The following is a 22,943-nucleotide window of genomic DNA, read 5'->3' as shown; positions in this document are numbered from 1 at the left end:
GCCCCAATCTCGAAAGCCTGTTTCGCCAAGATTTCTATGGCTTATTCAAAAATCTTGTGATAATGTAACTTTACTGTTGAGGCAGGTACCGCGGTAGGCACACTTTCCCGAATAGTATGCGATTTGTCCGGGATCCGAAAAAATGAATATTTTATTGCCTACGGCAAATTACTTGCGCGCATAAACCGGGGGGTTGCAGCGAAATGCGGATGATAAAACTTGGGAATCCGAACACTTTATTTTCTAAGCTTCTGGTAAGCTTCTTCATTATTATCCTCGTGCTTGTATCTTTCAACTTCTTATCGTTTCTATTTTTCAAGAACAGCATTAATGAAGAGATCATTCATAATAATAATCTTACCTTGAATAAAACCGTAGACAACTATGAGAAACAAATCGCGCTGATCAACAAGAACCTTACCGATTTATATTTCGACGCCCGAATCAGTCTTCTTAAGACAAGCCATAAGGAACAGGTTAACTTTGAAGTGATTCAACAGGTGAATAACAACTTGACCTCCTTGGTTTCCAACGAAATGCTGTATTTGGATAACCTGCTTCTTGTGTTCAAATCGGCTTCCTTCGTGCTGGATAAAGACGGCATTATTGATTTCGATAAAATGTTTTCGGCCTTCTACGTCAGCAGCGATTATCCGCAAAGCTTCTGGGAGCGTCAATTTGAAGAGTCCGGACATATGAATATTTTGCCTGCCTCCAAGTTCGCCAAATATTCTTATGTGAAGGACTTCGTTCCGAACATGCTTTCCATTCCGATCATTTTTCGCAATGTCATCGACAAAGACATTTATTTTGTTGCTTTTCTTGATGCAAACAAGCTGTTCCAATCCTTTCATTACACGACGAACGGCAAATTCCAAATTCTCGGTGCCGATGGTAAGCCCGTGTTCGATTCCGATGAAGAACGTCAAGCGATGACTTTCATACCTGCCGGGAACAAAGAAGGTTATTTGGTCAAAGACGATATTTATTACTTTTATAAGAAATCGGACGCAACCGGGTTAACCTACATTAATTCGATACCCAATCAAACCGTCGCTTCAAAAATTAATCAGCTGAGCCTCATTCTTGGCGTTCTCCTTGCGATAGCGGTTGCTGCGAGCCTTGCCGTTTCCGTCTTTCTGAGCGCCCGGTTCAACCATCCGTTCCAAAGAATTATCGATTCCATCAAAGAGCAGAACGACGCCATGCCGATACCGACTAACATTCATGAATTTAAAGTGATTAACGAAAAAATTCAAGGCATCCTGAAGACAAACCGCGACGTCCATCTGGACTTGAACAAAAAAAATATTTTGCTCAAGCAATACGGCTACTTGAAAAAAATGAAAAATATCGAGACGAATGTAAGCGAATTCCGTGATTTGATCGACACGTCCGAGCCTTTTTATCTCTGTTTGTTTCATATCCGCTTTACGCAACGCTTCATGGCGGAATTCGATTCGATGGAGCACGGTAAAATAACGAAGGTTGTCCAAGCTTTCATCAATACGTATACTTCGGAGCACTTACCCGGTTCCGTTTCCATGAATATGGAGAAGGACCTGCTCTGCACCGTCATTTATGAAAAAGAGTTTGCTCACGTTATGAACAAATTAAAAGCGCTCATGCAAGTGATCGATAGAGACAAAGATTATTACTTGTTAACTGTCGCTATCCATCCGGAATTGTCGGCGTATGCGGAATTGGATTCCGTTTACGATGAGACGCTGGGTATGATTCAAGCTAGGCAATTAAACGAGGAAACCCAAATCGTTGAGAATGGCGATAAAGGCACGGACGTCGCCTTGCAAAACCATCTGCAGGAAACCGAGTTTTGGGAGAACCTGCAGCATGGCAACGAGGCAAACCTCATCCAAATCGTGCAGCGGACATTGTCCCACTATCGGAAAAAGTCCGCGAACGCGCATCATTATCAGCTTTTGGCCAATCAGGTGATTGAACGGGTCATCAAATCGCTCATCGTCAGCAAGCAAGATATCAGTTTGCTTCTTAATGAGAATTCGCCTTACGAGCAAATCAAATATTGCCATACTTACGAGCAATATGAAACGTTTTTCGAGCAGTTCCTGTCGAAAGCCTCGGGAATCATTCGTCAAAAACGGGAATCGAACGATCCTATTGTCACCTTTGTCACCGCTTATGTAAATAAACATTATGGAGACGATATTTCCCTCGATGTTCTGGCGGATCGGCTGAACCTTTCCAGCGGCTATTTATCCAGCTATTTTAAAGAAAATTTCGGTTATTCCTTCAGCGAATATTTGAACGAGATCCGTATTTCCAAAGCGAAGGAACTGTTAATGGAAGGCAATAGCAGCATTCAACAAATTTCCGTTCAGGTAGGCTATCAGAACGTCAGCTCCTTCATAAGAATGTTTAAACGAATTACCGGCATGCCGCCCGGGCAGTATAGAAGATCCGTCGTTGACGATTCCGGGCATGATTTCGAGCCCGTCTAAAGACAAAACAGCCTGTTGAGGAGATCTCAACAGGCTGTTTTGTCTTTCAGGCTTCGATATAATGATGATCTTGATGATAAGATAGCGACCTGGCTAAATAATCATCCAGACGCTCCAGTCCGAATTCCCGGACGAGATCCTCCGACGTAAACGCATCCGATTCGCTCGATACGAGCACGGAGCCCAAATATCCGGGATCGCTGATGTTTACTTTTTTGCCATACTTTTGTTTCATCGCGCTCAGACGCTGCCGGTTACCGTCGAGGTGAACAACGGCGCAATCCAAATTCACGGTTTCGGTGATAAAGTCGAAATAACTGGAGGTCGAAGCAACAATTTCTCCTACAGGAGATACGATCGAGCTCGGCAAGCCTCCTGCAATCGCCCCCACAAAAAACGCACGGCACGAATAAGCCCAATATTGCTGCATGAAGCTGCCGTGAAACATCGAAGGAAACAGGATCAGTTCCGGCTGCAGCTCCGCATATTTCTGCCTTAACGGATTAAAGTTAAGATCGAAGCATATGGCGCAAGCGACACGGCCGAAGTCGCATTCCATAATCGTGGCGTCGCTCCCGCACAGCACTTTGTCGTCTTCCATTTCAATAATCACGGGATGATTTTTATTATAAGTGCCGATCACTTTGCCGCTACGGTTTATAAGCCGTACGGAATTCCGCCAGGAGCCGTCGTCCATCGTTCGGATCGAGGGATAGGCGATATAGCAGCGATGCTTCTCCGCAATGCCGGCAAGCAGGTTCAGAATGCGGTCGCCGCGCTGCCTATAGTACTCGCGAAGCCTCTCGCCCGACAATCCGGACGGCATATCGCAGCACTCGGGCAAAATGATCAAATCCGGCTCGTCCGGGAGCGCTTGATTGATTTTATGCTCCAAATGATGCTCGATCTTCCGGATGATTTGCTCCCATTCTCCGTCCGCTTCGACCAGACAATAATGGAAATTGAACGTGCTGATGGTTACTCTTCGAGCCATTCTAAGCCCTCCCATATTCGATTAACCGGTCTATATCTCAAGCTCTATTCGGAAGGTTTGAATCTTCCATTTCCCTAGATGAATATCAAAACCATCCGGATCATGGGCGATTTCTTTAACGGACTCCTCATATAAATTCGTTTCCGTCACCTTTTTGACCCTTCTAAAACAAGTAAACCTCGCGGAGGAAGGATCCTCGGACAAATTATAGCAGCGCACAATCAGTTCTCCTTGCTTGCCGTCTTCCGGCCGTTTCAAGACGCTGAGACAAATATCCGATTCCGATAACCGGAAATAACTGATTGGCTCCGCAGGTATGAACGTTTCATTAACCTTGACGGAAGAGCTGAACACATCGGTTTGTAAATGCTCCTGAAGCCTGTTCAGATCGGCATAAGTGGTCGAAGCATCCATGACAGCGAGCGCATATTTGAAGCGCAGCGGCCCGATAAGCTGCCCGCCTTCTTCGCCATTGGTCAAGTAGGTTTTGCGGAACGAACGATATAGGGTAATATGAAGAGTTCCGTTTCGGTCATCCGGTGCCGCACACTCATGAAGGCCGTAAGCGGACAGGAACGCCAGACCGGTACCGTCCTTGTTTCTTTTGCCTGCAATCCCGTTCATCTGCTTCTCCGGCACATCGTATTCCTTCCAGCTCTGCGTTTCCGTTCGATGTCCCGTCTTCCGCTCAAGAAAGGCAAACTGCTGATTGACAAAATAAGAGGAAGATTCGATTCCGGTCGGAACGACAAGCCGCAGACGATGATCGCGCGCTTGATTGTTTATGTCCGTTTCCACATCAACGTAATGCGCCCCTTGCGATAGCCCGATACGGGAGCGGATAACCAGCTTGACCTGCTCATCCGAACGCCTTAATCCATGAGGATTTTGGTCCAGGCATTTGGGGACATTCATTTCATGTGTAATTTGAAATACGGTTCGGACAGGCCCGTTTTCGATCGTTTCGATCGTGCATGCGGCGCCGCCGCTGCTGACAATCCGATCCTCGACGGGGTTGGCATGGTACCAGCCGTCCCCGATTTCTCCGTCGTCCAAATAGCTCAGCAGATTGTCATATATGCGGCCGCTTCGTTTGTCCGTAACCGAGATCGAGCCGTTATCGTTAACCGCCAGCTTTACATATTCGTTCTCCGCTTCCCTGTCATAACGCGATAAACGTTCCAAATAACGAGTAGGCACAGGCGACGGCACAACCTTGTAAACCGCGCTCCCCATCGCGGGCAGCTCAACTTCCAAAGTAACGGTATGCCGATCTACCGTTTTTGTCGCTCTCTCGTGATCCTTTGCGTTGTAATTTCGTTTGATTTGACATAGACCGTATGGAACCTCTTTGCCTTGACAGTCGTATATGCGAAAGCTGTTTTTAGGTTCATAGCCGAAAGGCTCTTGGAACTGAGCCGTATAGCCGGGATCGAAATCAATGTCCAGCGTAACGACGCACCGCCGCGGAAAAAACAGCGGATTCCATAAGTAAAGCGCTCTCGTTCCGTCGCTTTCCTCCGACTCTACGCTTTTTAGTTCCTTGCCGAGGAAGCTACCTGTTACCAGGCTCGCGATTTCTTTTGCCTGACTGAACCGATAGCGCATATCTTCATGCACCTGATCGATTGAACAGCCGCAAATCGAGTCGTGGGGATGGTTGGCTATCAAGTATTTGTAGGCTAGTTGCGTATACGTTTGCGGGATGAAGCGGCCGCGAAGCCCGGAAAGCGCCGCCAGAGGCTCCGCCCACTTTTCCAATGCAATCTGGCATTCGTCATTTGCTTGCTTTAACGGATACCGGCTGGATAACGTATGCGTAATCAGGTAAGTCGATCCCGGATTTTTCCCGGGCTCGTTCAGTTCCCCTTGCCGGATCGGCATCTGCTCTTTAAAGCTTTCGAGCTGTCCGCCCATTTGCTCCAAATTCGTATGTTTGATTTCCGCGTCCGGGTAAAGCTCGCGAATCATCTCCAGATATTCTCCCGTATTGGGACGAATCCGCGCATGATCCTGGCAATCCATTAGCAGGGTTATAGGGATCGGGCTGCGGGACTTTTCGAGATCGATAGCCTTTTGGATCGCTTGTTTCGTATCTTCCATGGATAAACGCTGCTTTTCCGCATGCTGCAGGACGACCAGAAACGCTCCGTACGAGCTATGATCCTGGAGCTTGAAAGTCAAGCATTCGCTTCCATCCGGCGAGCTCCAGCGGAAATGCGCCGGTACGTCATGCTCGTTAAGGCCTCTGCCCAGCAGCGCATACGGGATGTCGAAGCCGTTGAAAATTTGCGGCATCTGCGCAATATGCCCGAAAATATCGCAAACAAAACCGTATTTCCACGGCTCGGCACCCCACTCCCTTGAAATGCGGCGCCCAATCTGCAAATTGCGGATCAAGCTTTCGCCCGAAACAAGAAACTCGTCGGGCATCACATACCAAGGACCGACCACCAACCGGCCTTTCTGGATCAGCCGAGCAAGACGTTCCCTTTTCTCCGGGGCAATCTCGTTGAAATCCTCCAGCACGATCGTTTGCCCGTCCAAATGAAACGTTTGAAACTCCGGCCGCGTTTCGAGAACATCAATCATCTCGTTCATCATATCAACCAGCCGGAACCGAAAACCCTGGAACGATTCATACCATTCCCGGTCCCAATGCGTGCTTGAATAGTAATAAATAGTCGGTTTAGAAGACATGGACCATGAAACCTCCTTATTCCTTCCTTAGCATGCTACGGTAATTGATAAAAACCGACATCATCGAGATAAAGCTCGGTTTGCTCCTCCAGATTGCTGACTATCGCTACAACTAACGCTGCGCTAACCGCGATACCATTGATTTGCTCCGGAATGATTCCCGCCAATTCGATAGCAGCCCATCCGTCGGCTCCGCCCGATACCGGCATGAGATTCGAACGCAAAATCCCCAGCTCGTTTCCGCTCGCATCTTTCAGGTTAATCGCGAGTTGTATCGTCCCCGCTGTCGTCGGCGTACCCGCCGGTACACGAAAGTGTGCACGCATTGCATAAGGTCCCGCTTTAGGCGAAATCATCTGAAATGGCCCGCCGGTATATAATCCCTTGATTAATAAGCCGGCGTTTCCGGAATGGGCCGTTCCCTCATGATGTTCCATGACTCCTCTTTCCTCGATCCAGCCCAGCGACCAAGGCGATACATCCGTTACGGTCCCTGTTTCAAAAGAAGCATTCTCCATAACAGACGCCGCCCCATCAACGACACTAAGCAGCAGCCGGGCATATTCCCTCCCTTCGGAAGGCTCCGTGCCATTTGCCAGTTCGGTTATCTGATTGCGGATCGGACCGCCGTTTGATTCGTTCGCAGCAACCTCGTCCAGGAGGCTCCAGAACGTCTGATCCGTCACTTGGAGCTGAGGCGAGGATGACGATAATTGATAGAAATCGACATCATCGAGATAAAGCTCGGTTTCCTCCTCCATATTGCTGACAACGACTACGACTAACGCTGTACTAACCTCGATACCATTGATTTTTTCCGGAATGATTCCCGCCATGTCGACGGTTATCCATCCGTTGGCTGCGACCGATATCGGTTTGAAATTCGAACGCATAATATTGCCCAGCTCATTTCCACTCGCATCCTTCAGGTTAACCGCGAGTTGTATCGTGCCCGCCGTCGTCGGGGTCGCCCCCGGAGCATGGAAGTAAGCTCGAAGCGCAAAAGGCCCCGCTTTAGGCGAAACATTCTGGAATGGGCCGCCATTAAGTAATCCCTTGATTAATAAACCGGCATTTCCGGAACGGGCCGTTCCCGTACGGCGCTCCATGGCGCCTCTCCCCTCGATCCAGCCTAGCGACCAAGGTGAAACATCTGTCGTCGTTCCCGTTTCAAAAGAAGCATTTTCCGTAACAGGCGCCGCCCCGGCAAGGATATTGAGCATCAGACGGGCATATTCCCGTACATCGGAAGGCTCCGCGGCTCCTGCAAGTTCGGTTATCTGATTGCGGACCGGGCCTCCGTTCGGCCCCTCATTTGCCGCGAGATCAGTCATTCTCCAAAATTTCTGATCGGAGATAACAGCAGCGTTCTGATACATCATAACATCATCGATATACAAATTAGTTCCGTCAGTAATATCATTAACAATAACAATAACTAAAATCTGCTTTACTTCCGATCCCTTCAAGGAAACAGGAATATCTTCAAGCAGTTCAATGCTGGACCAGCTACCTGACGTTGCGGCAATTGATTTTTGTTCGGAACGAACCTCCCCGAGCGCTCTCCCTTGAGCATCTTGCATGATAAAGGCCAACTGAATGGATCCGTCGGACACGGTTTCGGGAGGCGTGAAGTAATAGGCGCGAAATGCCGTAGGACCAGGCTTCACGGATAGAAGCATAACAGGACCGCCCTCATCCAGTCCGCTAACCTTCAAACTCGCATTGCCGGTATGCGCAATCCCTTCCGCACGCTCCATTTTCCCCGTCGTCTGAACCCAATAGGACCACGGAGGAGTCGTAGCCGCTCCATCTTCAAACGAAAAATTCGGAATAAGAGGATATTCTCCCGTTGTGGCCTCCTTCAATAATCGGGCGAATTCTCGCGATTGCGACGGATTAACATTTGCGGCAAGTTCATTCACCTTTTGGGTAAACTCGCCTCCCTCCGCTTCTCCCTTCATATACTCCACAAGGTTCCAGAAATCGAATTTATTCCAACCGGACCAATAGTAGGGCGGGAGAATATCAATTAGAACAGGATTTTCTTTAAATTGCTCGAGCAGATCATAACGTTTTTGCGCCAACTGCATCTTAGAATCAATCGTATTTCCCACATGGTCAAGTAAGGCGATTGCTTCACTAACGTTTGACGGCTTTGTATTCTCCCGAGCATAACTCAGCGCCGAGGCTTCATAATATTCGAACGCTTGCAGCAGCAGGTTTGCCCGTGCTTTTTGTTTGTTTGTTACCGCCTTGTCTACCACCGACTCAAGCAATCTCCTGCTTTCCGCAATATCTTCATCCGTCACTTCATGCAGATAAGACAAATCCTGAAACGGCATAAACGTTCGTCCTTTGGCGACATGAAACCATTCCGAAGTTTTCATTCTTTCCGTCCAAATTTGTTCCCATAACGCGTAATACGACTTGAGATCTGCAGCCGCAGTCTCGCCTACAGCCCCTAAGTACCATTCATCCAGCAAATCATCGATATTCAGATTCGGGTTCCATAGAAGCTTTGACGTAACCCACGGTTTAGGACCGTCTCCCCAATTGCTATACATCTCCATATAAATGGAACTCACTTGATGCTCATATGCATATTGATAATTCTCCGCCATCTGATGTTGATACATGCGCGGTACTACATAGAAGGTTCCATACGTGTAGTCATACCACCCCAATTCATTGGCGACCGCATTCCATTGTTCCATTTGACTTTGTCCTTGCTCTTTCGTTTCGTCGTCGATCCATGCCATCCGATCCTTGGTAATAAAGGGAATGACGCGCGAATTCAGCGAAAAAGAAGGCGGATCCATCACTTCTTGGTACGCAAGCAAACCGAACCACTTATCCGGATGAACCGTCAATACCTCTGCGACGACTTGATTCACCCAGTTATAGTAAATATCCGACATGTCTAAAAGCCCAATGGAGTTGTATTTGTTCGGAAAGCTGGGATGGGCCGGATTTGCTTCGCAGAATCCCCCGACATCATTCACGCTTAACGAGTAAGATGTTTTATTCGGATTCTCGTTAAAATATTGTATGATGGATTCCGAGGCGGCTTGAACGGTTCCAACCGCAGAAAAGCAAGGCTGCCAGCCCGTAGTAACATTTGGTGCCGGAGGAGTATTGTTAGGATAATATTCCGGATGCGTAACCCCATATTTTTCGGGTGAGAATAAAATATGCAGATTATGCATCAAGTCGAGAGGAGCATTATAATCCCCTTGCACGCGATTTCTTTGCGCCCACTCATATTGCAGCGGCAGCCTTCCGCCTTCATCGGGCTTCACGACTAGCGGGCTTATCATGCGGAATTTAAATGCCGGCTGTTCCACGACGTCTTCCCTTGGAATACGGAGGGAACTCGTTTCCGGTACTTCCTCCCCGTCTTCTCCAGGCATGAGCCAACGGACACCCACGTATCGTTCCAGGAAATCAAAAACGCCGTTCTGCGTTCCCCATACGGACGGACCGGCAATAACAATTGTATTTTCGTGCATATGGATGATAAATCCGTCGCTGTTCAATCCCTGCATCAAACTATCGATGTGTTCATCTTGGAAAGAATCGGTCGGGTCCATGTAAATACGAACCAAATCATCGGTTGGATTCATTGCGGCGAAATCCGCTGCATTCATAATCGGCAGCGTGGCTCCCGTAGACTTTTTCACATAATCAGCAAGCGTATTAGCAGCTTTGAGTATTTGACTTTCCGCGTCAGCATCCACGATAATCGCTGCATTGGCCTGTCCGTTTTGGACGATGATCGCCGTCTCGTTTTGCGTCGGCGGTGTCGGTGTAGCTGTCGGCTCCATTGTCGGTGTCGGTGTCGGTGTCGGTGTTGATGTTGATGTAGGTGTCGGTGTTGATGTTGATGTAGGTGTCGCTGCGGGCGTAGAGGCCGGAGTAGCTGTAGACGTTGACGCCGTTGGGGTTAAAGTAGGCTCCGGTCCCTTTTCCCCTTTCGTTTCTTTGCTTGCTCGCTCCAAATAGTTGTTTTTGTTCTCCATAAATTCATAGGCGAGTCTTGCTGCCGCTTGGCGCTCTGCAAATAGATGAGGCTCGAAACGCAGCGATCCGTCTGCATTCGTCATGCCGCCGATAAATCCGATACGGAAGGCTAAGGAAACATAGGGTTTCGCCCATTCGGAAATATGCTCCGCATCAGTAAATTCCGTAACAGCCTTAAACCGCTGAGCATCCTTTTCCAAATCAAATGCACGAATAAAAAATACGGCCAGCTCTTCTCTGGTTACAAACGCATCCGGGGAAAACTTCGATGCTGAAGTTCCCTGCGTAATTCCGGAATCGACAAGCGCTCCGATATAACCTCGATACCAGCTGCCTTCCGCCACATCGTCAAAGTCACCGGCTGCTTCCGGCTTCTCATGCAACCCTAACAAGATCGTCAAAACCTTGGACAGTTCGCCTCGCGTCATTGGCTTGGCCGGTGCAAATGCGCCATCCTCAAATCCGGAAATAATACCGGCATCAACCAACCTTTCAATCTCGTTTTTGGCGTAGGAGGAATCGATATCCGATAACGATGTCCTTCCGTAAGCCACCTCATCGTGACTCAAGTTTACAATCAGCAGCATTGAAATAACGAAAGGGACGATTAACAACTTTGCTATCCTGACAGGCAAATTCCGGATACCTATGAACATTATTCAAATCAACCTCCATATAGTAGTCAAACATAGCCTGCTATTTCGTCCTAGCTGATCTGCGCAACCATTTCCCTCTCCAATTTCCATCCTTTTGCACAAATGCACAAACGTTAATTCAATGTCGTAGAATCCCCCCCTAATGAGTAATCAACTAACGAATCCCCCGATACTTGTATGGAAACCCGCAAATTCTTGCGAGTCATGGATTATCATACTTAACTAGTAAGGCACAGCGATATTAGCACCTTCCCATCTTATGTACCTTTCCTCGGAATCCGAAAATATGAACATTATCCGAAGAGATGCACATGACGTATCCCCGGAGACGACCCCTCCTCGCTCTTCGCTTACATGCACTGGAGTCCGATTTTGCCGTCTTAGAATCGAGTACGGCTTCCATTACCCGTATGTAATCCGAAAGCGCCTGCTTGCAGCGGGTATTTTGCTAGGCACACTGGTGAATCCGTTCTCCAAGCCGGCAAAATCGGACTCCAGCGTAAGGCGAACCTCGATTCCTTGCTCTAAGTGGGCGTTTTCGGACTACAAGCATATAGTGGAGCCTTAATGGACGTGCAGGTTGAACGGCTTTGCCATCCTTTAAAGGATTGGCGTGTTTACCGGGAAATTTGAACAATCAACAAAAGAAATGCTTTCTGGTGAGACAAGTAAAACACACCGCAGCATGATATAAATTCTTTATCTTCAAGGATAAACGGCTTCCGTCCTTTAAAGGACGAGCGCATTTACCGGGAATTGGAACAATCATCGGAGATGTACTTTCTGCCCTGAAATAACGATATTTTCATTCATCGGTGGTGCCGCAATTCGGCATGGAAGTCTGACAATTTAAAAAAACTCCAAGGATTTCTCCTTGGAGCCTTCTCTTATTCCGTTTATCCGCTTGGAACTCTTAATGCGCAACCGCATTGTACGTCATGATCCAGATCGAGCCGGCGACGATCGTCAGCAGGATGATTAAGCCGAGCAGCAGCGCCATCATGTTCCAGCGAGCATTCTCGCCTTCCTTCAAGTGCATGAAGAAAATCAGCTGAACCGCGAATTGGAGAACGGCCATTGCCAGAATGACGACAAGCGTCGCCGTCTTGCTCAGCATGCTGTTCATGACGATTACGATCGGTATGATCGTAAGGATGATGGAAAGCACGAACCCTATCGTATAAGATTTCATCGAGCCGTGTGAGCCGTGCTGTTCGTGGGAAGACGCTTCGTGCGTTTTAGCCATCTTACATCACCCCCATCAAGTAAACGACCGTGAGAACGAAAATCCAGACGACATCGAGAAAATGCCAGTACAAGCTGATATTTTCCACTTTGCGTTTGGTGACGGGCGTGATGCCGCGTTTGCGAAGCTGCAGCATCAGCGCGATCATCCATATCAAGCCCAGCGAAACGTGCAAGCCGTGCGTGCCGACCAGCGTAAAAAATGCGGACAGGAACGCGCTTGTCGAAATCGTCGCGCCTTCGTTGACCAAATGAACGAACTCAATTACTTCAAGCGTGATGAACGCCGCGCCTAGCACCGCCGTAACCGCAAGCCAGCCGATCAGCTGCTTCTTGTTGCCGCGATTCATCGCCAGCACCGCTATGCCGCTCGTGAAGCTGCTCGTAAGCAGGATGAACGTTTCCGCAATAATGCCGGGCATTTGGAAAAGCTCTTCCGGCGTCGGTCCGCCGTTCGTATTGCCCCGAAGAACGATATACGTTGCAAATAAGGTACCGAATAAAATAACGTCTGTGATCAAAAATATCCAAAATCCGAACGTCTTCATCGACTCTTGATCATGATGATCGTGATGATCGTGGCCGTGAGCGCCGTGTCCGTGATTTGCAGCTGCATGTGCCATTAAGCTTTCGCCCCCCTTGCCAGTAGCTCCGTGCGTTTGACTTCATCGACCGGAACGTAATAGTCGGTGTCATAAGAGAACGAACGCACCAGCATGCAAATTCCGACGCCGATCATAGCCGGAATCGCCATCCACAGCCAGCCCCATACGAAGCCGAAGCCGGCGACAAACCATAATGCGGATTTGATGAACGGAATCGCCGAGTTTTTCGGCATATGGATCGGCGCAAGCGCTGAATCCGGGATCGGAGCGAGCGGCTTCTCGCCTTTTTGCTTCCGCTCCCACCAGTCGTCCGTTTCTTCGACCGTCGGCGAAACCGCGAAGTTGTAGAACGGCGCTGGCGAAGGTATCGACCATTCCAACGTGCGGCCGTCCCATACGTCTCCTGTCGTATCCTTTTTATGCTTCTTGATGCTGTAAGCAATTTGCCAAACCTGGAATATGAACGCGAGTCCCATCAGGAAGCCGCCGATCGTCGATACGAGGTTAAGCGGTCCCCATCCCATATCGAAATCGTACGTGTACGTCCGGCGCGTCATGCCGTCGAGTCCGAGGAAATACTGCGGCATAAAGCAAACGTAGAACCCGATATTCCAGAACCAGAACGCCCACTTGCCAAGATGCTCGTTCAGCGTGAAGCCGAACATTTTTGGCCACCAGTAATACAAGCCTGCAAAATAACCGAATACGACGCCGCCGATCAGCACTTGGTGGAAATGCGCGATCAGGAAGTAGCTGTTATGGAATTGGAAGTCCGCAGGCGCCACGGACAGCAGCACGCCCGTCATCCCGCCGATAACGAAGCAAGGAATGAACGCGATCGACCACATCATCGGCGTCGAGAACCTTATCCGGCCTCGGAACATCGTGAACAGCCAGTTGAAAACTTTTACCCCCGTCGGTATCGCGATAAGCATCGTCGTGATGGCGAAGAACGCATTTACGTCCGCGCCTGAGCCCATGGTGAAGAAGTGATGGACCCAAGTGAAGAACGACAAGACGCTGATTCCGATCATGGCGAACACCATCGATTTATAGCCGAACAGTTTCTTTCTGGAGAACGTCGCCACGACCTCGGAGAATATCCCGAATGCCGGCACGACGACGATATACACTTCCGGATGTCCCCACATCCATATGAGGTTGATATACATCATCGGGTTGCCTCCGCCGTCGAGCGTAAAGAAATGCGCTCCGGCAAAACGGTCGAGGAACAGCAGGAACAGCGTAACGGTCAAAATCGGAAATGCGAAAATGATCATGATACAGCTTGACAGTACGGACCAGGAAAACATCGGCATTTTCATCAGCTTCATGCCTGGCGCGCGCATTTTGAGGATCGTAACGATAAAGTTGATCCCTGTCGCCAAAGAACCTATACCCGATATTTGAATGCCCCAAATGTAGAAGTTCTGTCCCACACCCGGGCTATGCGACAGCTCGGACAGCGGCGGATAAGCAAGCCAGCCTGCGTCCGGCGAGCCGCCGATGACGAATGAAACGTTGAACAGCATGGCTCCGAAGAAGAACATCCAGAAGCTGAGCGAGTTCAGGAACGGATAAGCTACGTCGCGGGCCCCTATTTGCAGCGGTACGACGATGTTGAACAGACCGAACATTAGCGGCATAGCCATGAACAAAATCATGATGACGCCATGCGTAGTGAATATCGCGTTATAGTGATCGGCCTGCAAAAATTCGACGCCCGGCATCGCCAGCTGCAGCCGCATGAGCAGCGCGTCGACGCCGCCGCGGAACAGCATCAGGATCGAGCAAATGATATACATGATGCCGATCCGTTTGTGATCGACGGTCGTCAGCCATTCCCGCCACAGCCAACCCCATTTCTTGAAGAAGGTCAGCACGAAGACGATGGCCACCGACGCAAGCCCGATACTCACTTGCGCTCCAAGTATAAGAGGATCGCCGGTGACGAAAAACTCCGATGCGAATTGTTTAATGGTATCCAGCATGAGTGAGCCTCTTTTCTAATATAATAGTGCCTGGCACGTTATGAAGCATGCCTTGGTCGTTATTTAGAATATTGCCGTTATTCGCCGGAAGCTTTATGCGCTCCGTGGCTTCCGCCGACCGAATACTTCGTAACGATCTTCTGGAACAAACCGTCCGGGAAGGAAGAATAAAAATGCTCACCGGATCTGCCCGGCTTGGCAAGCTCCTCATAACCCTCGGCAGTAAGCTCCTTGCCAGTCTTCTTCACCCCATCCGCCCATTTGTCGAATTCTTCGCGGGAAGTGGCGTGAACGTCAAACCTCATATCGGTAAAATGCTCGCCGCTGAAGTTAGCCGCCGTCCCGAAATATTTGCCGACCTCATCGGCTTGCAAATACAAGGTCATCGCCATGCCGGACATCGTGTACATTTGCCCGCCAAGCTGCGGAATCCAGAAGGAATTCATCGGCGCGTCCGAGGTCAATTCGAATTTGATCGGAACGCCTTCCGGTATTTGCAAATAATTGACCGTAGCGATTCCTTGCTCCGGATAGGTGAAGAGCCATTTCCAGTCAAGCGAAGTCGCCTGCACGACGATCGGCTTTTGCTCCGATGCGATTGGCTTAGACGGCTCCAGCGCATAAGTATATTTAATAGTAACGGCGCCTAAAATAACGATGACTACGATCGGAATGCCCCACCAAATTGTCTCCATTATCGTACTGTGTGACCAGTTCGGTTTATAGGACGATTTGTTTCCTTTTTTGTCTCGGTAGCGCCAAACGATAACAGCTGTGAGTGCCAGAACCGGCACCAGAATGATCCCGCACAGCACCATCGCAATGACGATTAAGTCTCTCTGGTCCTTCGCGATCGGTCCTTTCGGGTCGAACACCATAATGTCTTGCCCGCAGCCGGTCAGTAACGCAGCCATCATAATGAATAGCAGCAAAAGCGAAAGTCGGCCGAACTTTACCGGTTTTCTCATGTCAATCCTCTCCCATGCTCTCCGAAAGCTATGATCGTTTTGACCCGCAGTGTGAGTCAAATCACTCTATAGCTCCACCATAACAGATAACGTCCCAATGTTCGCGGCACTTAACAAATACGTCAATCTTTCGTCATTTTTCCGTAAAACAATTTTCACGCTCCCGACACAAACATAACGGTAAGCGCTTGCCCGTGGCTTCGGCGCAAGACATTAAACGCATTTGCAGCGTAGTCAAGAGCCGCATCGACATTGTTAGAATAAAGTCACAAAAAACCCCTTCGGGAACTACTCCCGAAGGGGTTTGATGAATTGAGACGTATGCTATTGCTTATCGTCTTCCGACTGCGCTCTGGAATGCACCAAATGGATTGCCGTACGGATCACATAAATGTGAACGCTGCCTACCATGAATCCGACTCCAACCATCAAGGACGTATTGCGGTCGTTGAATTCTTGTATATTGAATAAGCTTAGCAGCAAACCAATCCCGAGCAATACCCAAGCCGTTGCCGTCATCAGCGTTACCAATTTGCCTACATGCCGTTCTCTGCCGTTTCCGCTAGATATAGTTGCCGTTCTTGTCGTCATCGCAATCACTCCTGGTCACCTGAAAGTGCTTTCTTAACCAGTAGTATATCACAATTTCGTCACAATGTTCATATAATTTTCATCTTTTGGTCAAAAAACGGACAAATTATTTAGCGGGAAGGATAAATCGTAACTGCTAATCCAAATATTGGTTCAAGACGGAATAGTATAACTCGTGGCCGTAATCGTTTGGATGGTTAACATTGTTAAGAAGCAGGCTTTCATGCGATTTGCCGGTTGACAGAACCTGCTCCCACCTAGTCTGGACGTCGGCCAGCGCGGCTCCGGAATCGGCTGCAATTCGGCGCAATGCATCCGCGTAATCGCGTACGTTGTCGCTGGCGAATATCCAGCGCGGATTAGGCAGACAAGACGTAAACAAGAGGATATCGGCACCCGTTCGGCTGCGGATGACGTCAACCATCTGGCGGATGTTCCGCTCGTATGTTTGAACGGAAACGAAGTTGCTGCCGTCGGAGTTGCGATTCTGGTCGTTCATGCCGTAGCCGATCAACACGAGGTCAGGCTGTGCTGCGACAACCTCCTCAATCCGTTGCAATCCTTGGCTTGATGTCTCCCCTCCAACCGCCTTCATTACCGCCTGAATAGCCGATTCGGGATACCTGTTACGCAATTCAGCGATGTAGCGCCCGAAAAACGACAGCTCGGGTCTGCTTGCCTCCGCTCCCGTACTGATGCTATCGCCAAAAATGACGCATACGGCTTCTTTATCTGCAGTCAATCGATCGAAAAGCTGCGGCAGCTTCGACTTCAGCAGGTCATAAGTTTGCTTATTATCCTCCGTATACTCAGTCCGCGAATCTGCCGCACGATAAGAGATCGAGCAGGTAAATCCGGCGTTGGAATAATAAGGGAGCGCGAGGTGGTCGAACGTCTTCAGCCCGTATGCGGGGTGCTCGCGCCAATCGGGAATTCGGCTTGACTCCGTACGTGTTACAGTTCCCGCCATGTAGTCTATCACATAGTCCTTGCCCTCTTCGAATGTTATCGGTTCCGGTTCGCCCTCAGGTCCGGACAGCTTCAAGGCTTCGCCGGGAAGGGGCGATGAGCCAAGACACTGCGGCTCCGCTCCTTTAAATACCAGATTTTCGCGGTGCTCCACGACATTTCCGCTTGCGTCAGATTGTTGTCCGATGTCGATCGTCTCCTGACTTATTTATGTACAGTCGCCTAAAATTAATATTTTTATCAAGCAAGTATTGCGCCGTATTGCTTCCAAGTGCCAGGCGTACCTAATGTCGTGCATATGTATCCCGAATAACCGCCCGCAGTTACATTTTTGATCTTCACACGATCCCCTACCGCCCACCTGCCTGCCGTAGGAGGAGAATCGGAGCCTTCGACGACCAGATTTTCCGGATAATAGGTTCCTTTGATTTGATTCGCGTTCACGCCGATAAACTTCATTCCCGCGCCGTTTGAAGAAGTTACGATATAGGGATTGTTTACCGTTCCGGTAAACACGAACGATCCTTGCGCCGGATTGCCGATGATCGTATCTTGAACGATAAGCTGGTCGATCTCGTTCGTTAAATTTGCAACGTAGAAGAAATAAGCCGAGTTGTAATTGCGAATGACGTTGCCGGAAAAGTTCGTAAGCCCCCCCATCCCCGTTTCGATCGCAATCGCGATGCCGTTAATTTTATTTCCTTCGACGTGAAGCTCGTCAAGCCGCATGGCCGAGATGGCAGTCCCCGACTTGACAGGGGAATAAATCGTATTTCCGGTTATATACATTTTGCCGGTTCCCATGTCTTGGTATAGCGATTTAATGAATTGTATGGCGGTTGAAATTTTTTTCGACCTCAACTGATTATTAGTCACATGCAAAAATGAATCGGCGGCTATTGCCGCGCTGTTTGAAGTATCCTTTAAATAGATAAGCTCAGCGACCGGCTGCTCGCCTGTCGGATTTCTGTCATTCACGATCGTATTGCCTTCAATTTTTATCGTATACGGCGCGATATAAGCATTTGTATTCCATTCCAGGGCGATCATTCTATTATTAGGCTCATTCAGCTCTAGCACCTGATTATTATTTTGATTTAAATAATTCACTGCAAACGAAAAGCTGTTGTTCACAATCGACACATTGGATCCGTTTAATATATTTACGCCATTCATAAAAATATCTTTAAATACGTTGTCCGCGATATGAATGTGCTCGCAATCGAAATTGGACAAAAAGCCGTAATAGGTCGGCAATGACTGCTGTCCGCCTACTGTAGTAATACCTCCGTCTCTTTTGCCGTCAATCATATTGCCTACGACGGAGACGCCTCTCGCATTTACGGCAATTGCGGCATACGCGGCGCCTCGAACCGTATTGCCAATGATCGCGATATTGGAGTTTCTGGCCGCATTTTCGTCCAGATCGCATGCGATGGCTCTGCCGCCCATATCGCTTAACACGTTGTTCGCTACGGTCACATTTTCCACATGGGTCCCGCCTGGCGTATTGTCTTCGCCGTACCAGTTATCGAAACAAATCCCGTTCATCGATTTCTCAAGGTAATTATTCGTAACAACGACATCTTTGCATTTGGATACGTAAATATTTCCCGAGCCTAATCCGTTGTAAGTAAAATAACAATTGGTTATAAGAACATTTCTGCATCCGTAAACGGCAAGCGTAACTCCCTGCCCTTCCATGACCCCGCGTACCGGAAAAGGATTGCCTACACCGTAAACTCCTTCGATCCACAGGTTATCTATCGTAACATTCACTTTATCTTTCGCGGATATTAAGTTTACGCCGTCCGGATTGCTCGTCATAAATATTTTGGATGCCCGGGTACCTTCGATACGTGAGTTATCCTGCAGGAACACATAATCCGTTATTTTATAGGAAGAAGGTGAAAAATAGATGTGCGGGTATGAATGAATCGCCAGTTGAACGGCTGCCGTGTCGTCCGTCGTACCGTCGCCTTTCGCCCCGAACCATTTGACATGGGCAGGCCCTTCGAAAATCCGCCTGAATCTGGCACCCGAAGTCGATACGATAATGATCCCTGTGTTGTCAGCGGAAGTCGTATCGCTGCTATCGTAATAATAAGAACCTTCCTGATCGCGATCCTTCACGAAATAAATACGATCGATTTCCGGCGATGTTAACGCTCTCAATTGCGCGATCGTCACCATTTTGCAGCACTCCGCATATCCTTCGCTTGCGCTCGCCTCAGGCAGTTTTCCGCCTAATGACCCCAGAAGCCATGCTCCTGCAGCGGCCGCACCCATCGCGCCGACACCGCCAAGCAATTTCCTTCTGTTCATTAATGTCTCTCCAGCTAATTGACTTCCCTCATGTTCGGTTTGTTGATAATCCTTGGTATCTTCTCTCATTTGACATCCTCCTCATTGAATGATAGTGCTGATTACCATACACGACTATAGAGAGCAGAACGCTTAAATCGAACAAACGATGACGGAACAATATTGAGAAAATCCGAAAAGATATCGGGAGGCGTCTTTCCCGACTTCGGGAAGGGACCGAACAAAACGTTGTCGATCCGATCCCTGCTGCAATGAAGTCTCTCCTTTCAAAATTGTTAGGAAGACGTGCCGGCTAACGATCAGCCGCAATCATTCGGGCATCACCGCCTTTCTCGACATCGCATGCAGCAGCGGTGCCCGGCCCGTTCCGAAAGGAATGAAATGATACGGCTCGCTCCAGGTTTCACCGGGAGGATTATAGGAAAAGATACGGTCCTCCCATCCGCTCTTTCCTGTAAAACTGCTCGGACCGACAAAAGAAGGATTGCCGTCCCGGTGATGATGCGGCCCGAATAAATTACGCAATCCGCTTGTCAGCCGAAGCGTCAAGACGTTATTTCCTAGCTGCAAATATGGCGTTAATCGGTACATATAAGGTCCCCAAGCACGAGAATCAAGCTGCCGGCCATTCACATCTACTCCAATTACGACAGCCTGCGGAGACGGCAGCTCCAAATAAATTTCCTCGTTACCGACTTCACTCTCATAAGGAAGATTTGTCTGTATCTCAACATCCCCCGCATAAAACCAGAATCCCTGCGGGGTCAAATCTTCGGACCTGATCCTTTTCGGCTGCGGAGCGATGACGAAATGCTGCGTCCGACAAGCATGAACTTGTTGAATATCTTGATAGCTGCAGCTTTCGGGGATAATCGCGAATTCTCCTGTCACATAAATGCACTCCAGCTCCGTCGCTTGGAAATAGCGGTTCGTCTCCGTCTCGAATACGTTTTCTTCAACTGAATAATGGGAATCGGATTCCTCTGCGCGGAATGTACGATGAATGACCAATTCATTGCCGCCATGCATAAGCCCGGACGAGAGCTTGATCGCCTGCATTGCGGGATCCAGCCATTCCGATGCATCGTCGGCATTTAGGGGGCTGCCGTTCAAAAATAGGGTGCATTCCGCCGCATCCTCCAGAACGATCCGGAGAGAATGTCTCATGTCAAAATCCTCCCGTATACGGAACTCGTACCGAAGTTGAACGTCAACTTGCCGTTGAAGCTCGGTTAGCGTTTGCTGAAGGTGCAAATGGTGAATTCGTTCGCTCCATTCCTCCGTTTTGTTCAAACGGTATTGGCAGTAATCGAGCGCGAGCACATTTTCGAGCGGCTTGGCCAGTTCCCACGATTCCGTGAGCGAGACGGTTTTACGTGAAGACTCATGTAAACGCGGCTGCAAATCTTGTTCCGATTCCATATGAAACGGAACGGCGACCAACAACGCGGACCCGCCGCATTCCATGTCCAATCGGATAACGGTTTGATCATCGGCATAGGCCGCTTCAAGCTCCGTTGTCTTGCCTTTGCCGGCATCAATGCGACTGATCCTGAACTTGCCCTTCCATTGCAAAATTCCCGACCAATCCCGGCGCTTCTCATGGTTATAAAGAAAATAAATGATTGCGTCCCCGTCAATTCTTTCATTCACATACAAGATATCGTCCGGCGATCCGCTGTCATTGTATATTTTCAGCCGCCTTAGTCCATCTGGTAGTACGGCATCCAGCGCCTTTCTTGTGGGCATCACTTGCCGGATATGACCCCGACACCACTGCTCCAGCTCCGGGGACGGCAAACCCGCGATCCGCTCAGGATATTCTCCTACGCTAATAATCGTTCCGCCTTGATCATGAACTTGCTTGAGCATGGTAAACGTTGTGGATTCAATGGACGGCATCGATGGCAATAGGACTGCGCAATAGCCCATCTCTCCAATTCGGAGCGTCCCTTCTTTAACGGCACCATATTTCATAAGCAAATGTTCGTCTCCGTAATCGAATTGAACCTTCATCGAGGCAAGCAGCTCGGTCAACTCTCCCAGTCGCCGATCCAGCTCCCAGACCTCCCGTCGATTACCCGGATCATGCATGCACCATGCGCTGGTTATCGGATGCAGCACAAGCACGTTGGATGCAGCTTGACCGCGGGAGATCCAGCGATGAGTTTCCTCAGCATATTTCGTATATAACGTGTACTCCTTCCACCATGGCTGGTGGTAAGACAAGGACGGCGGATAATCCCGCTTTCTTCTCCCCCGTAATGAATACGCGGCCAAGTGCTGGCACTGGACATTTACGCCCATACTGCAATGCCAGTCTGCAATGTATTTCAGATCGCGAAAGCTCACACCCCAACCGCTGCAGCCGAACATTTCCGACAATACCTGTTTTTTCCCCAACTGATTGGCAACGCTCGATACCTGCTTCAAAATGACCGGCCTGCTCGTCCGATTTCCTAAAAAATCAATTCCGGGCATATGCATCCACTCGTACTTGCGCATGACATCGCCGACTGCCATCATTTGAAAGCTCAGCGTATCCTCACATGCGAAATGTCCGGTAAAACAAAGCCGGTTCTCGTCGCACCACATTCCGACTTGCTCGGCATAGGACTTCGTAAACAAGCTGGATATCGTCTGCCAGTAATCATGCCTGACGGACATCGCATCTTCGCAGCCGACAAGCAAATCCGGCAGGATAGACAACAAATCGTACCCTTGCAATTCAAAAAAATAAGGAGCGAGCGCCTCCGACCATGGATATTTGCCTGCCGCATATTGCGGCTCATCCGTGAATATGCCGCGAATCGTCTTGCCGAATTCCGCGGCAAAATGCCGCTTGTATACTTCATGTGTCGAGTCGATGAACAAACGGACGGTCTGCGGGTTAAGCAGATCGCTATAATAAGAATTAAAGTTATAATAAACGTGAAGCAGCTCCTCGCTTGGCGGGAGCGATTCCGGACGACTCGCGGTCGTCCATCCTCCCCCTTCCCGCTTGCGATACAATGCGACAGTCCGGGGGCCAGGAGCCGCCAAATCCGCACGAACCCATTCGTATTCCAACCATTTCTGCTGGTGCCGCTCTCCCGTTTCCGGTACCTTCCCGCCGCAAAATCCGCTTGGCCAAGCATCCTCGTCATACAGCCATATTTCCATATCATGCCGGCGCGCGTAATCGATACAAATACCGACGGCCGCAAGCCAATCTTCTCCCATATATTCGGTCTGCAGCCCGCCCCTGGCGTGCAGGAATACGCCATGTATGCCGGCCTTGCGAAATTGCTCCAACTGCCCGACCAGTTTTTCGGGTTCCAGCTTATCGTTCCAAGACCAGAACGATAAGCACCCTTTTGTCCACATTTCCTTGTTTTTCAGCATCTGCATCGAGCC

At 49.2% G+C, this 22,943-nt stretch carries 12 protein-coding genes; 1 reads left to right on the top strand and 11 read right to left on the bottom strand.

The genetic code is table 11. The features are described 5' to 3' along the window. Window positions 1-203: 203 nt before the first annotated feature. Window positions 204-2,480 (top strand): helix-turn-helix domain-containing protein, encoded by a 2,277-nt coding sequence (locus DQG23_RS13135; protein ID WP_113031304.1) that lies wholly within the window; start codon window positions 204-206, stop codon window positions 2,478-2,480. Window positions 2,481-2,526: 46 nt separating this feature from the next. On the opposite strand, the gene DQG23_RS13130 is transcribed toward DQG23_RS13135, so the two are convergent. The 11 genes from DQG23_RS13130 to DQG23_RS13080 form a co-directional block, all read right to left on the bottom strand. Then, complete coding sequence (locus tag DQG23_RS13130; RefSeq protein ID WP_158560449.1) at window positions 2,527-3,474, bottom strand: carbon-nitrogen hydrolase family protein; 948 nt, start codon at window positions 3,472-3,474, stop codon at window positions 2,527-2,529. A 30-nt stretch (window positions 3,475-3,504) separates the two neighbouring features. Next, window positions 3,505-6,174, bottom strand: coding sequence for a glycoside hydrolase family 38 N-terminal domain-containing protein (locus tag DQG23_RS13125; RefSeq protein ID WP_113031302.1), 2,670 nt, complete (start codon window positions 6,172-6,174; stop codon window positions 3,505-3,507). Between the two features lie 35 nt (window positions 6,175-6,209). Further along, a complete protein-coding gene (locus DQG23_RS13120) occupies window positions 6,210-10,811 on the bottom strand; it encodes a DUF4838 domain-containing protein (protein WP_158560447.1) in 4,602 nt (1,533 codons plus the stop codon). Between the two features lie 955 nt (window positions 10,812-11,766). Further along, a complete protein-coding gene (cyoD, locus tag DQG23_RS13115; protein WP_113031300.1) occupies window positions 11,767-12,099 on the bottom strand; it encodes a cytochrome o ubiquinol oxidase subunit IV in 333 nt (110 codons plus the stop codon). 1 nt (window position 12,100) lies between these two features. Continuing rightward, complete coding sequence (gene cyoC / locus DQG23_RS13110; protein WP_113031299.1) at window positions 12,101-12,721, bottom strand: cytochrome o ubiquinol oxidase subunit III; 621 nt, start codon at window positions 12,719-12,721, stop codon at window positions 12,101-12,103. After that, a complete protein-coding gene (locus DQG23_RS13105; RefSeq protein WP_113031298.1) occupies window positions 12,721-14,694 on the bottom strand; it encodes a cbb3-type cytochrome c oxidase subunit I in 1,974 nt (657 codons plus the stop codon). Before DQG23_RS13105 ends, cyoC begins: the two co-directional genes overlap by 1 nt. A gap of 77 nt (window positions 14,695-14,771) precedes the next feature. Then, on the bottom strand, window positions 14,772-15,662 hold the full coding sequence (cyoA, locus tag DQG23_RS13100) for a ubiquinol oxidase subunit II (RefSeq protein WP_113031297.1): 891 nt from the start codon (window positions 15,660-15,662) through the stop codon (window positions 14,772-14,774). A gap of 324 nt (window positions 15,663-15,986) precedes the next feature. Next, the gene (locus DQG23_RS13095) at window positions 15,987-16,253 is read right to left on the bottom strand and encodes a hypothetical protein (protein ID WP_113031296.1); all 267 of its coding nucleotides are present in this window, start codon (window positions 16,251-16,253) and stop codon (window positions 15,987-15,989) included. A gap of 136 nt (window positions 16,254-16,389) precedes the next feature. Further along, window positions 16,390-17,376: an SGNH/GDSL hydrolase family protein gene (locus DQG23_RS13090; RefSeq protein WP_113031295.1), complete on the bottom strand. Its 987-nt coding sequence runs from the start codon at window positions 17,374-17,376 to the stop codon at window positions 16,390-16,392. Window positions 17,377-17,462: 86 nt separating this feature from the next. After that, on the bottom strand, window positions 17,463-19,616 hold the full coding sequence (locus DQG23_RS13085) for a right-handed parallel beta-helix repeat-containing protein (RefSeq protein WP_113031294.1): 2,154 nt from the start codon (window positions 19,614-19,616) through the stop codon (window positions 17,463-17,465). Window positions 19,617-19,856: 240 nt separating this feature from the next. Next, on the bottom strand, window positions 19,857-22,931 hold the full coding sequence (locus DQG23_RS13080; RefSeq protein ID WP_158560446.1) for a glycosyl hydrolase: 3,075 nt from the start codon (window positions 22,929-22,931) through the stop codon (window positions 19,857-19,859). Window positions 22,932-22,943 lie beyond the last annotated feature (12 nt).

This window comes from Paenibacillus contaminans, from assembly GCF_003285015.1.
GTDB lineage: Bacteria > Bacillota > Bacilli > Paenibacillales > NBRC-103111 > Paenibacillus_V > Paenibacillus_V contaminans.
Note: the sequence above shows the minus strand (reverse complement) of the source record. Positions and strands in the feature narration are given on the sequence as shown.

Coding starts and splice junctions, on each gene's coding strand:
- DQG23_RS13135 (WP_113031304.1), top strand. CDS start 204: ATGCGGATGATAAAACTTGGGAATCCGAACACTTTATTTTCTAAGCTT.
- DQG23_RS13130 (WP_158560449.1), bottom strand. CDS start 3,474: ATGGCTCGAAGAGTAACCATCAGCACGTTCAATTTCCATTATTGTCTG.
- DQG23_RS13125 (WP_113031302.1), bottom strand. CDS start 6,174: ATGTCTTCTAAACCGACTATTTATTACTATTCAAGCACGCATTGGGAC.
- cyoD (WP_113031300.1), bottom strand. CDS start 12,099: ATGGCTAAAACGCACGAAGCGTCTTCCCACGAACAGCACGGCTCACAC.
- cyoC (WP_113031299.1), bottom strand. CDS start 12,721: ATGGCACATGCAGCTGCAAATCACGGACACGGCGCTCACGGCCACGAT.
- DQG23_RS13105 (WP_113031298.1), bottom strand. CDS start 14,694: ATGCTGGATACCATTAAACAATTCGCATCGGAGTTTTTCGTCACCGGC.
- cyoA (WP_113031297.1), bottom strand. CDS start 15,662: ATGAGAAAACCGGTAAAGTTCGGCCGACTTTCGCTTTTGCTGCTATTC.
- DQG23_RS13095 (WP_113031296.1), bottom strand. CDS start 16,253: ATGACGACAAGAACGGCAACTATATCTAGCGGAAACGGCAGAGAACGG.
- DQG23_RS13085 (WP_113031294.1), bottom strand. CDS start 19,616: ATGAGAGAAGATACCAAGGATTATCAACAAACCGAACATGAGGGAAGT.
- DQG23_RS13080 (WP_158560446.1), bottom strand. CDS start 22,931: ATGCTGAAAAACAAGGAAATGTGGACAAAAGGGTGCTTATCGTTCTGG.